Source organism: Sphingomonas sp. SORGH_AS_0870 (assembly GCF_031453175.1).
Taxonomy (GTDB): domain Bacteria; phylum Pseudomonadota; class Alphaproteobacteria; order Sphingomonadales; family Sphingomonadaceae; genus Sphingomonas.
In genome coordinates this window covers 3,943,104-3,955,000 of sequence record NZ_JAVIYW010000002.1, presented here as the reverse complement: position 1 = coordinate 3,955,000, position 11,897 = coordinate 3,943,104, and the positions used below count along the sequence as shown (strand labels likewise).

Genomic DNA, 11,897 nt, shown 5'->3' with positions numbered 1-11,897 from the left:
GCCGGGAAATAGCTGGTTCTCCGCGAAAACTATTGAGGTAGTGCCTCGAGCGGACACCATAGGGGGTAGAGCACTGGATGGTTGCGGGGGTCGCGAGATCTACCAATACTAACCAAACTCCGAATACCTATGAGTGATACTCGGGAGACAGACGGCGGGTGCTAAGGTCCGTCGTCAAAAGGGAAACAGCCCTGACCTACAGCTAAGGTCCCCAAGTCGTGTCTAAGTGGGAAAGCATGTGGAAATCCCAAAACAACCAGGAGGTTGGCTTAGAAGCAGCCATCCTTTAAAGAAAGCGTAACAGCTCACTGGTCTAAACAAGGGTTTCTGCGGCGAAGATGTAACGGGGCTCAAGACACGCACCGAAGCTTAGGGTGTGCACGCAAGTGCACGCGGTAGCGGAGCGTTCCGTAAGCCTGCGAAGCGATCTGGTAATGGGTCGTGGAGGTATCGGAAGTGCGAATGCAGACATGAGTAGCGATAAAGAGGGTGAGATGCCCTCTCGCCGAAAGACCAAGGGTTCCTGCGCAAGGCTAATCCGCGCAGGGTGAGCCGGCCCCTAAGACGAGCCCGAAGGGGGTAGTCGATGGGAACCACGTTAATATTCGTGGGCCTGGTGGTGTGTGACGGATCTCGTGTGTTGTACGTCCTTATCGGATTGGACGTGCCTCGAAGAGGTCCCGGGAAATAGCCCCACCGTATAGACCGTACCCGAAACCGACACAGGTGGTCAGGTAGAGTATACCAAGGCGCTTGAGAGAAGTGTCCTGAAGGAACTCGGCAAATTGCCTCCGTACCTTCGGAAGAAGGAGGCCCCATGTAAGCGCAAGCTCTCATGGGGGGCACAGGCCAGGGGGTAGCGACTGTTTAGCAAAAACACAGGGCTCTGCTAAGTCGGCTTCAAGACGACGTATAGGGCCTGACGCCTGCCCGGTGCCTGAAGGTTAAGTGGAGGAGTGCAAGCTCTGAAATGAAGCCCAGGTAAACGGCGGCCGTAACTATAACGGTCCTAAGGTAGCGAAATTCCTTGTCGGGTAAGTTCCGACCTGCACGAATGGCGTAACGACTTCCCCACTGTCTCCAGGACATGCTCAGCGAAATTGAATTCTCCGTGAAGATGCGGAGTACCCGCGGTTAGACGGAAAGACCCCGTGCACCTTTACTGCAGCTTCAGAGTGGCATTGGACAAGAACTGTGTAGCATAGGTGGGAGGCTTTGAAGCATTGGCGCCAGCCGATGTGGAGCCATAGGTGAAATACCACCCTGTTGTTGTTTAATGTCTAACCTCGTACCGTGAAACCGGTACAGGGACCCTCTGTGGCGGGTAGTTTGACTGGGGCGGTCGCCTCCTAAAGAGTAACGGAGGCGCGCGAAGGTTGGCTCAGGCCGGTTGGAAACCGGCTGTTAGAGTGCAATGGCATAAGCCAGCCTGACTGCGAGACTGACAAGTCGAGCAGAGACGAAAGTCGGTCATAGTGATCCGGTGGTCCCTCGTGGAAGGGCCATCGCTCAACGGATAAAAGGTACGCCGGGGATAACAGGCTGATAACCCCCAAGAGCTCATATCGACGGGGTTGTTTGGCACCTCGATGTCGGCTCATCACATCCTGGGGCTGGAGCAGGTCCCAAGGGTTTGGCTGTTCGCCAATTAAAGTGGTACGTGAGCTGGGTTCAGAACGTCGCGAGACAGTTTGGTCCCTATCTGCCGTGGGCGTCGAAATTTGAGAGGAGTTGACCCTAGTACGAGAGGACCGGGTTGAACGTACCTCTGGTGTACCTGTCGTCGTGCCAACGGCGCAGCAGGGTAGCTATGTACGGACGGGATAACCGCTGAAAGCATCTAAGCGGGAAGCCTCCCTCAAGATAAGATTTCTCAGGACGGTCGAAGACCACGACCTCGATAGATCGGATGTGGAAGTGCGGTAACGCATGGAGCTAACCGATACTAATTGTCCTATTCGCGCTTGAGAGCTCCACACCCCCACCATCAGCCCTGGGCTAGATGGCAGGGTGCGGTCATTACCAAGCCAGGTGCATCGATTTTATACCCATCACCCCGCCCACAAAGCGGGGTCAGTATTCGCGGACTCTATTGCCTGGTGGCCATAGCGTCGGTGTCCCACCCGATCCCATCCCGAACTCGGCCGTGAAACCCGACTGCGCCAATGGTACTACTGCTCAAGCAGTGGAAGAGTAGGGCGTCGCCAGGCATTATAGTCCGCGTATACACAAAACCCATTCACATTCGTCCCTGCAAAACACCTCCGCGGGGTGGAGCAGCCCGGTAGCTCGTCAGGCTCATAACCTGAAGGCCGCAGGTTCAAATCCTGCCCCCGCAACCAACGCTATAGAACTCGACGCGCCGCCCTCACGGGCGGCGTTGTCGTTTATGGCGTACGCCACCAGCGACGCTACGCTGGCCACCACCTCCGCTGCAGGACCCTCCGGTGCATCCGGATAGATCGTCACGCATCTCGATAAGCCGCGACATGATTGATGCAGCCTGCCCGCGTACCACAGGATCTGCCAGCGTGGTGCGCAGGTCGGCGATCCGCGCCCGAAACTGGGCCTGCAGAACGGATGGCGTTGGAAGCGGGGGTTGCGAGCCCCCCCCTCTGTCGACGTTAGCGTTTCGCGAGATCAGGCGGGCCTTTTCCCCTTCCCGTTCGTTGATCATCTGACGGAGGGCAGGGCTTGCAATACCCGCCAGCAGATTTTCATATAGATTGAACCGCGCCGGGTTTGCCGGAGGCCGTTGGATGTGAGTCACGCTGACATATCGACGATGTTCGCGGCAGCATAGTATTGCTCTTCGGCCTCGGCGGGCGGAATGTTGCCGATAGGCTCGAGCAGCCGGCGATGATTGAACCAGTCCACCCATTCCAGCGTGGCGTACTCGACCGCCTCGAAGCTTCGCCACGGCCCGCGGCGGTAGATCACCTCGGCCTTGTAGAGGCCGTTGATGGTTTCCGCCAAAGCGTTGTCATAGCTGTCGCCGACGCTGCCGACTGACGGCTCGATGCCCGCTTCGGCCAGGCGCTCGGTGTACTTGATGGACACGTACTGGCTGCCGCGGTCGGAATGGTGGACGAGGCCGCCACCCCGCATCGGCCGTCGGTCATGTAGCGCCTGCTCGAGCGCATCCAAGACGAAGCCGGCATGTGCGCTCCGACTGGCGCGCCAGCCAACGATCCGGCGGGCGTAGGTGTCGATGACGAACGCCACGTAGACGAACCCCGCCCAGGTCGCGACGTAGGTGAAGTCCGATACCCACAGCATGTTCGGTGCTGGCGCGCGGAACTGCCGGTTCACCCGGTCGAGCGGGCATAGGGCCGTCCTGTCGCCGACAGTGGTGCGCACCGGCTTGCCGCGCATCACGCCGGCCAGACCCATCGCCCGCATCAGGCGGGCAACAGTGCAGCGAGCGACGTCGAACCCTTCGCGTCGCAGTTGCCGCCAGACCTTGCGCACGCCGTAGACGCGGAAGTTCTCCTCGAACACGCGGCGCACCTCCGGTCCGAGCGCATCGTCACGCCGAACCCGAGCCGACCGTCTGGTCGGCTCAATCCTCCTGGCTGCATGAGCATGATAGGTGGACGGGGCGATCGGCAGGACCCGGCAGATCGGCTCGACCCCGTACGCCTTGCGATGCGCGTCGATGAACGACACCATCACTTCACTCGGCGGTCGAGCTCCGCCATCGCAAAATACGCCGACGCCTTACGCAGGATCTCGTTGGCCTGGCGCAGCTCGCGGTTCTCGCGTTCCAGCGCCTTCATCCGGGCGGCAACATCGCTCGGCACCCCGGCGCGGGCGCCACTGTCGATCTCGGCCTTCTTCACCCACTCGTGCAGCGTCTGGCCTGCACATCCGATCTTCGCCGCGATCGATACCACCGCTGCCCAGCGCGACGGGTGATCCTTCTCATGGTCCAGCACCATCCGCACCGCACGCGCGCGCACCTCAGGCGAAAACTTGTTCGTCGTCTTGCTCGTCATAGCCCCTTCCTCTCAGGAGTTGGGGCCTCCGACAAACCCGGCGCGGTTCAATCCGCTAAGATTGTCAGCCCCGACGAGGGGCATCGCCAATGTCAGGTGCCATGCGAACAAGAATGAGCCGAGCGCTCGGGATTGCACGAGCTATTTTCGGGTAGGCAGCACACATCCATGGATGTCGCCAGTCAGGATTTGAGTTCGCTGCACCGCGCGTTCGAAACCGGGTCTGTCGTCGTGGTCCGGCAAGGCGTCTGCTCAAGACCAAACTGCGCCATTCCGATGAGGTGCCGGAAATGTCGTCTTACGCCGAAAATTGGCTACACCCGCTGAGATCCTATAGCTGGTGCTTCAAAGTGACACAGCCGGCAAATACCATTCCAGTTGGATTGCTGTTGGCTCTCGCCTGCGCCTGTTCCCTGTCCTAAATTCGAAAGATGTCAGGATCGAAACAGCACTTCATCCCTCGCATGTTGCTCCGCGCGTTTCGAATGAACGCAACCAGCAAGGTGGCGCGAGTGCGTGTGTTCCGTGCTGATCGAAGCTATACCTCGCCCGTCGAGGACGTCGCGGCTGAGCGTTTCTTCTATTCCGACCTGGCACAAGGCGGTGCCGACACACTCGACGATGTGATCACCCGTTATGAGAACGGGCTTGCAAGTGACTTGGCTGAGCTGAACGCGACGAGCGGTTCAGCGTCCCCCCAAACGGCCGCGAGAGTGGTGACGCATCTGCTCGTCCGGAACGACCATGTTCGTGGCATCATGCAGGCCGGCGCTTCAGCTATGGCTGGCTTGGTTGGCGACCTATTCGGCAGCGAGGAGAAGGTTGCCGCGCTGCTCGGCGCAGCTGACAAAACGCCCGGTCCCCAGTTTCGCAAGGTGTTCGAGGAACACATTGCCGACAACCCGATCATCTCCGCCATGGGAGTGCCCCCAGCCGCATTCATTCCGATTGCCCACGCCATGCTCCGTGAAAACTCTTCCGCCAGCTATGGTGAGATGTCAGGCGCCATCGAGGAGGTGGTGTCACGATTCCAAGCGCACGGCCCCCTTGAGGCGAGGGACGCGCACGCACGCGCGCTCAGTGCCTCGCTCGCTCCGCAAGAACGGGTCGAGATGCTGGAGCAATTCACTTGGCGCGTCGACGACATCGACGGCGATCGTCTGATCTTGCCCGACTTCGTGGCGCTCGGCTGGAATAGCAATGGCGTTGCGGGGTCCCTGCTGGAGCTTGGAAAAGACGAACTGGAGGTCGTGATGATGCCGCTGTCACCACGGCGCGCTCTGATCGGCAGCCTCGGCGAGGTCACTGCGGACACGTCCAACTTCAACGAAGCCGCGATACCTCATTGCCTTTCCTTCTTCGTCGGCTCCGAGGTCAGCCCGGCACTAGAGCTCGCGGCTACAAAGATGGGATCCGGGACCGCGGCGTTGCTCAGTCAGTCGCTTGAGCAAACTGCGGCCAGCTTCCGCGTGACCGTTGCAGAGGCACACCCAACTCGGACCGAGCAGCCTGCCGATTGGGCAAGCGAACCGCTGGGTCAGGTTGAGTTGCATACCGACTGTGTGGATCAGGAGGGAGGGCGCCGGCTAAACGCCGTCATCGGCCAGATTTTGGGATTGGCAAGATCGCGGTTCGACATCTCGACCCTGCGACGTATCATCATCAACTCTGACTATGACGGTGCGTTGAGCTCGTTGGTTCGAGGTAGGTTCGACACCATCGAGGCTCCTCCCGTACCTTCTGCGGCAGGACTCAGCATCGCCTACAACGTCAACATCGAGCAGGACGGCGTCGATGGTGTCGCCATTGTGCTCAGGGACAGCGTAGCGGCAGGTCTGCTCGGCGAGGACGATCTTTCGTTCGGATGGGCAGCAAGCGTCGTATTGGGGCAGCTAGCCCGCCTAGGCGCCATGGCGTTGATCAACAAGGTCTTCGAAGGTGGGGTGACTGAGGGTGATCAGGTCGACGCGCTGCTCTTCCGGTACTCCCTTCCCGGCTGGAAGGCATGGTTGGTCAGCGGGTATGCTGGGCTTCTTGATCCTGAGTTGAAGAACATCCACCGAGATCAGCTTCGCGATCGTCTGGCCACGATCGCCGACGATCTCGTTGGTATCCGCCGAGCCTATCGTATCCACGGTGATGTCGACAGGTTGATCCATGATGCAGGCGAGGCCGTGTCCGAGTTGTTCGAGCTAGCGTGTGCAGTCACAAGTCACAGCGGGGACGACCGTGATTTCGCGCTGGAAGCGATGCTCGCCGAACGGGGCCTAGGGTCAGGACTCGTTGATCACAGCCAGAAGATGACGGTGGCAGCAAGGGCGACGGCCGAGAAGAAGGCCGTGGGGCAGCGATCGTAACGGGTTGCGACGCGTCGCCAGTCTTTGAGGCGACCGAACATGATCTCGATGCGGCTGCGGCGCCGGTAGCGGCGCTTATCGTACCTGACGGGCTCGTTGCGGGATCGCCGGCCCGGGATGCACGGCTGAATGCCTTTTGCCTGGAGCGCGTCTCTGAACCAGTCGGCGTCGTAGCCGCGGTCGCCGAGCAGCCATTGCGCCTTGGGCATGTCGTCGAGCAGCGCTGCCGCGCCGGTGTAGTCGCTGACTTGGCCCGCCGTCATGAAGAAGCTCAACGGGCGGCCGTTTGCATCGGCGATGGCATGGAGCTTGGTGTTCATGCCGCCTTTGGTACGGCCGATCAGGCGGCCGAGGTCCCCTTTTTTACCCGCAGGCTCGATGCCGTGCGGTGCGCCTTGAGGTAGGTCGCGTCGATCATCACCGTATTCGGCTCAGCGTCCGCCGCTGCCAAGCCTTCCATCATTCGGGTGAATACGCCTGCCTCTCCCCAGCGCTTCCACCGGTTATAGAGTGTCTTGGGCGGGCCATAGGCGGCGGGCGCATCGCGCCAGCGCAGCCCGTTGCGGTTGACGAACACGATGCCGCTCAACACCTTACGGTCATCAACACGCGGCTTGCCGTGGCTCTTGGGAAAGAACGGACGCAGCCGTTCCATCTGCTCGTCCGTCAGCCAAAACAGGTCACTCATTCCGGTCTCCTCGCGGAGCCTGAATCAGATTGCCGCCCTCACATCAATGGGTCCTGACCCTAGCAAACTGGTTCGATCTTCTTCGCAGCGATCTACCTTCGATTTGGAGGGAGAGCACGAAATACCCCGCGCAGGCGGAAATGCTGGTGCTGAACCAGCATATTCGTCGCCTCTTTCTCCTCGGCGCCATTTTCTTCTGGGATGACGACGGCCTCGGACGCGTCGAGGTTCCCCACTGGTCCGACTTCGATTGGATGCTGGCCCATTCTCAGCTGCCAGCCGATAGCGCGGACGCTGCCGATGCAGATACTATGTAGCTAGTCCGAATATGACATCAGCGGACCGACAATCGAAGTACCGCTCAGCCCCCCTTTTCGCCAATGCGAGTTGAGGTGTCGGGCGAACATGAATGGGCGTCCGAAGTTGGGGAGCGCGAAACGACCGCCGAACATCGTGTTGTGGGTCTGCTCAGACCTCGGACCGCTCCACTAATTCGGTGCACGCTGCCACACCCGGGCCCGGAGATGCGCTACGCCAGTTCCTGAACGAGCTCGCGCGCAACACCAGCGTCTACCAAAGTCTGGCTGCGTCGCTGGGAACCGTTAGCCAGCACGGCAGCCCGAGCTGCACCGCGATCACTGCCGAGGGCCAGCGGCTCCTCCTGCACGCGCAGGATGCCGGCATCCTGCGCCGCGATGCCGGTTTTGACGACATCGTCTGCGTGGGGAGCGCCATCGCGATCGCCGTGGAACAGGACAGCGCATCGGCGAACCCCATCGCCCATCTTGTCGATCTCCTTCTTTACGGCTCGCACGTTCGGTGATGGGAGCGGCCGTTCGTTCGGATGGAGACGCAGCCACTGGCGTACTATCGAGCGGCACGCGACAGGGCGAGGGTGTCCTCGAGCATTTGAAACCGGGTGACGACGCCGTCGGAGATGGTCAGCACGATCGCGAATTGCGATGCCATCACCTTGCCCGTTGCCTTGATCCGCGTCTGAAGTGCGCCAACGATCGCGGCGCGGTCGTCGCTGGCCAGGATATCGTCGACATCGAACGACAGCGGCTCGGTCAGCGCACGCAGGTCGCGCAGGAAGTCGACCATCGCCTGACGCCCCGTCCGCTGCCCGATCCACGGCATGGCATCGGCATCGCCTTGAACCTCGAACACTAGGTCCTCCGCAAAAGGCGCGGCAATTTCCTCGGGGTCACGGCCTTGCCCGATGCCCTCCAGCAGCGTTCGGGCGATCTCGATATTTCGTTGCGGGCTCATGGCCATTCTCCAAATCATGGAAGGCGATACGCCCTCGGTGTCAGGCAGCCTTCGCGCGCTGCCTCGGCGAGCCGACGAATTGATCGCGGTGATCACGCACGAAGGCGGTGAAGTCGTGTGGCGGGGTGCCGGTCAGCCGTTCGATCTCGAAGGTAGGATCGATGTCGTGATGCCCGGCGACGACGTCGGCGAACTGGGCGACGAGGCCCTTGGTCATCCAGCGTGAATTGCCGGTCACGCGCAGCAGCGCGGCAAACAATGGATTGGGCAAGTCGAGATAGCGGACCCTGCGCCCCGCGACCGTGCCGAGGCACTCGGCCGCCGCCTTCATGTCGAGCGTTTCTGGACCCGTGAGGAAATAGGTCGCGCGGGCATGACCGTCCTGGCTCAGGACCGTGGCGGCGACCCGCGCCACGTCGCGGGTGTCGACCCATGACACGGACCCCTTGCCTGCGACCTGCGGCAGGAAGCCCTTGGCGATAGCATCCTTGAACCACAGGAAGTTCTGCATGAACGCAGTGGGCTTCAGGATCGTCCATTCGACCCTCGACGCACGCAGATGATGGTCGATCCGGGCGTGCGTCCGCGCCCAGGGCACAGTCGAGCGGATATTGGCGTCGGAAGCCGACAGCTTGACGATGCGGCGGACGCCGGCCTGGCGAGCAGCGTCGATCCCAGCGATTTCCTGCTCGAACTGGCGCTGGTTGGGCGGCGTGATCAGGAACATCGTGTCAATGCCCCTCATCGCGACTGGCAACGTCTCAGACCGGTCGAAATCGCCGAGCACCGCGTCGGTCCCTTTTTTTCGAAAGGCGTCTACCTGCGCCTGCTGGCGGGCCATCGCGCGGAACGGCGTGCCTGCCTGGCCTAGCAAGCGGCAGATTTCACCGCCGATGCCACCGGTTGCACCGGAAATGAGGATCATGATGAGGGTCCTTTCCGAGATGTCGAGGGAGCGTCCCGCTCGTCGAGGCGCTCAGAGATGATGGCGACCATTGCCTGAAGCGTGGTAATGGCATCACGGATGCGGGCCGGTCCGATCTCATCGACGATCGCCCTATCGATCGGCGCGACGGCGTTCTCGGCGCCTGCCACCGCCTCGCTCCCGGCCGTCGTCAGCGTGACGAGCTTGGCGCGGAGGTGCTGCGGATTGGGCTGGAACGCCACCAAACCCATCTCCGCGAGAAGATCGACGATCCGTTGCACCGCCTGCCGGGTCAGCCCCATCGATCGCGCGATCGACGCGACCGTCAGCGGCGTTGGCGAATAGCGCAGCGCCGCGAGCACCTGCCACCAAGCACTGGTGAGGTCGAGATGCTCGACTAGCGTATTGCCGGCACTCACTAGGCGCCCGTTGGCAGCGAAAATGGCAAGTGCGAGCTCGCGTGCTTCCGTAGGAGTGTCGTTCATGCGATATGCACAACTCAAAATGACAGTATATTGTCATAACTAGAGGTGAACGTGATCGTTCCGCTTGAAACATCGTCAGCCTGCCGATGGCCCCTGGGCGGAGCATGCACCCGGGCTTGTGATCGTGAAGCGCCCTCGAGGAATGCCGGAAACGTGCAGCGGAACTACCTGTGCTGCCTTATCAGGTTTTCCGCTTCGCCATCGTTGTCGGGACGGGCCTTGTGAGGTCGTGCAGAAAGCGGTTTATCAGGCATCGGCGGCTGCCTCGAACCTGAACGAACGTCGGAAATAGGGTGCCTTGTAGAACGCTCCCAATGTCTGGTTGTGGGTCGAAAACGCTGCTCCAAGCCATGACGCTTCTCGCGAAGTTAGGCCGTCTCCGAAACTCGCGCATACCGCATAGGCGGCATGCCGACGTGCCGGGTGAAGGCCGTGCTGAACGTGCTGGCCGATCCATAGCCGACCTCCGCGGCGACCTTACCGATCGCGAGACCGCGCGTTCGCAACAGGCGCTTCGCCAATGCCATCCGCCAGGTGAGCAGATACTCGATCGGCGGTATGCCGACGGTGCTGGTGAAGCGTGCAAAGAAGGCAGAGCGCGACATGGCCGCTTCGGCTGCCAAGTCCGTGACCGTCCACGGATGCGCAGGGCGCGCATGCATAGCCCGCAATGCGGTGACCAGTCGTTCGTCGGACAGGCCCCGCGCGAGGCTCGGCATAGCGGCGGGACTGGAGACGCAGCGCAGGGCCTCGATCAGGAGGACTTCGAGCAAACGCTCCAGCACCAATTCACGCCCGGGCCTTGCCTTACGGGTCTCGTCCCCGACCAGGTCCATCAATGTGGCCAGCCGCGGCTCATCACGTGCCACCACCATCGCCGGTAGCAGCGACACAAGCAGAGCGGCGTCTGGCGACGCGAAACTGCAAATCCCGACCTGCATGCGCAAATTGACGGGCTGACCGGCTTGTCCGATGCGGAACCGGCCCTCACCGATCTCGGTCGGGCTCATGACGGCGCCATACGGCGGTGGGTCCATGCTCTCGATGCCGTCAATGGCCCGGTCGCCGGTGGCCGGAAGCAGTACGAAGTCGCCAGCCCGTATGACGATCGAGGCTTGGCCGGCGTTCACCACCCGGCATTCGCCTTCCAGCACTGCGAAATAGACAGGCTTGCCCTCGACGTCGCGGCGGATGCGCCAGCGCCCGGCATATTCGACGAGTTTCGAGAAGCTCGCGGAGGGCCGCAGCAGGGTCACGATCTCGGCCAGCGGATCGATGGTCATATCAGGACGATCGCCAAAGAAGTCAGGATTGCCAACCATAGGCAGTCTTGGTCGTGGAAACCATCTTTGGCGCTCCCACCCTCGTCAATGGAGCAAGACATGCCCAACGTTCTCATCACCGGCTGTTCCTCGGGCTTCGGTCTCGAAACCGCCAAACTGTTCCTCGACCGCGGCTGGCGTGTCGTCGCGACGATGCGCACGCCTGATCCAGGCCTGCTGCCGTCGTCCGACCGGCTCACCATTCTGCCGCTCGACGTCACGGATCACGACAGCATCGCCAGTGCGGTCGAGCAGGCGGGGCCGGTCGACGTGCTCGTCAACAATGCCGGTTTCGGGGCCGCAGTCCCGATCGAACTCATCGAGTTCGACACGGCGCGCCAGCTGTTCGAGACCAATACGCTCGGCACGCTCGCAATGATACAGGCGGTCTTGCCGGCTTTCCGCGCGCGGCGATCCGGCGTGATCATCAACGTGACCTCGACCGTCACGCTCAAGCCGCTGCCGCTGGTCAGCACCTATCGCGCCAGCAAGGCCGCGGTGAATGCGCTCACCGAAAGCCTGGCGGTCGAGATGCAGCCGTTCGGCGTTCGGGTTCACATCGTGCTGCCCGGCCGTTCCCCGACGACGCAATTCAGCGCGAGTGCGAGGCCGCACCTGCGCGGTCTCGATAATCCCGACTATAAGCCGTTGATCGAGGGTATGATCAAACAGTTCCAGGAGGACACGGGGCCGGTCACCCATGCTGAAGACGTTGCAGCTGCCGTGTTCGAGGCCGCGACCAACCCGTCCGCACCGCTCAAGATCCCCGCTGGCGCAGATGCGATCGCCTGGATGGCGGACGCCGCCTGACGTGTGAAACCCGGCGGCCGGCGGGTACCCACCCGCTGGC

10 protein-coding genes, 1 tRNA gene, 2 rRNA genes and 1 other annotated feature (1 of these 14 only partly in view) are annotated in these 11,897 nt (G+C 61.6%); of the genes, 7 read left to right on the top strand and 6 right to left on the bottom strand.

Translation table 11 applies throughout. The features are described from left to right. The 3 genes from QE363_RS18370 to QE363_RS18360 all read left to right on the top strand — a co-directional run. A 23S ribosomal RNA gene (locus QE363_RS18370) occupies positions 1–1,969 on the top strand (it extends 823 nt beyond the left edge of the window). Between the two features lie 126 nt (positions 1,970–2,095). Then, a 5S ribosomal RNA gene (rrf, locus tag QE363_RS18365) occupies positions 2,096–2,210 on the top strand. A gap of 55 nt (positions 2,211–2,265) precedes the next feature. Next, positions 2,266–2,342: transfer RNA gene (locus tag QE363_RS18360), tRNA-Met, on the top strand. 424 nt (positions 2,343–2,766) lie between these two features. Here QE363_RS18360 and QE363_RS18355 read toward each other — a convergent pair. Next, positions 2,767–3,998 (bottom strand): IS3 family transposase gene (locus QE363_RS18355; protein ID WP_309690612.1). Its coding sequence is split into 2 segments (ribosomal slippage): positions 2,767–3,707 and positions 3,707–3,998, totalling 1,233 coding nucleotides; the frame shifts between segments, so codons are not numbered across the junction. Then, positions 3,598–3,714 (bottom strand) — a sequence feature (AL1L pseudoknot). It overlaps the preceding gene by 117 nt. A 431-nt stretch (positions 3,999–4,429) precedes the next feature. Here QE363_RS18355 and QE363_RS18350 point away from each other — a divergent pair. Then, positions 4,430–6,355: a DUF4238 domain-containing protein gene (locus tag QE363_RS18350; protein ID WP_309697603.1), complete on the top strand. Its 1,926-nt coding sequence runs from the start codon at positions 4,430–4,432 to the stop codon at positions 6,353–6,355. Here the strand turns inward: QE363_RS18350 and QE363_RS18345 are convergent. Further along, positions 6,286–7,043 (bottom strand): IS5 family transposase gene (locus QE363_RS18345; protein WP_309691860.1). Its coding sequence is split into 2 segments (ribosomal slippage): positions 6,286–6,710 and positions 6,710–7,043, totalling 759 coding nucleotides; the frame shifts between segments, so codons are not numbered across the junction. The genes QE363_RS18350 and QE363_RS18345 overlap by 70 nt on opposite strands. Before the next feature lie 140 nt (positions 7,044–7,183). Between QE363_RS18345 and QE363_RS18340 the strand changes: the two genes are divergently transcribed. Together QE363_RS18340 and QE363_RS18335 are read left to right on the top strand one after the other, a co-directional pair. Further along, entirely contained in the window at positions 7,184–7,360 is a 177-nt protein-coding gene (locus tag QE363_RS18340) for a hypothetical protein (protein WP_309697601.1), read from the top strand. 179 nt (positions 7,361–7,539) lie between these two features. After that, on the top strand, positions 7,540–7,866 hold the full coding sequence (locus QE363_RS18335) for a hypothetical protein (RefSeq protein WP_261271356.1): 327 nt from the start codon (positions 7,540–7,542) through the stop codon (positions 7,864–7,866). A 44-nt stretch (positions 7,867–7,910) separates the two neighbouring features. On the opposite strand, the gene QE363_RS18330 is transcribed toward QE363_RS18335, so the two are convergent. From QE363_RS18330 to QE363_RS18315, 4 genes are all read right to left on the bottom strand, one after another. Then, positions 7,911–8,315, bottom strand: coding sequence for a nuclear transport factor 2 family protein (locus QE363_RS18330; RefSeq protein WP_261271355.1), 405 nt, complete (start codon positions 8,313–8,315; stop codon positions 7,911–7,913). A 40-nt stretch (positions 8,316–8,355) separates the two neighbouring features. After that, on the bottom strand, positions 8,356–9,240 hold the full coding sequence (locus QE363_RS18325; RefSeq protein WP_261271354.1) for an SDR family oxidoreductase: 885 nt from the start codon (positions 9,238–9,240) through the stop codon (positions 8,356–8,358). Beyond that, on the bottom strand, positions 9,237–9,725 hold the full coding sequence (locus tag QE363_RS18320; RefSeq protein ID WP_261271353.1) for a MarR family winged helix-turn-helix transcriptional regulator: 489 nt from the start codon (positions 9,723–9,725) through the stop codon (positions 9,237–9,239). Before QE363_RS18320 ends, QE363_RS18325 begins: the two co-directional genes overlap by 4 nt. Positions 9,726–10,093: 368 nt before the next feature. Next, positions 10,094–11,008 (bottom strand): AraC family transcriptional regulator, encoded by a 915-nt coding sequence (locus QE363_RS18315; RefSeq protein ID WP_309697596.1) that lies wholly within the window; start codon positions 11,006–11,008, stop codon positions 10,094–10,096. Positions 11,009–11,107: 99 nt separating this feature from the next. Here QE363_RS18315 and QE363_RS18310 point away from each other — a divergent pair, with 99 nt between their 5' ends. Next, a complete protein-coding gene (locus QE363_RS18310) occupies positions 11,108–11,857 on the top strand; it encodes an SDR family oxidoreductase (protein ID WP_309697594.1) in 750 nt (249 codons plus the stop codon). The last annotated feature ends 40 nt before the right edge of the window (positions 11,858–11,897 follow it).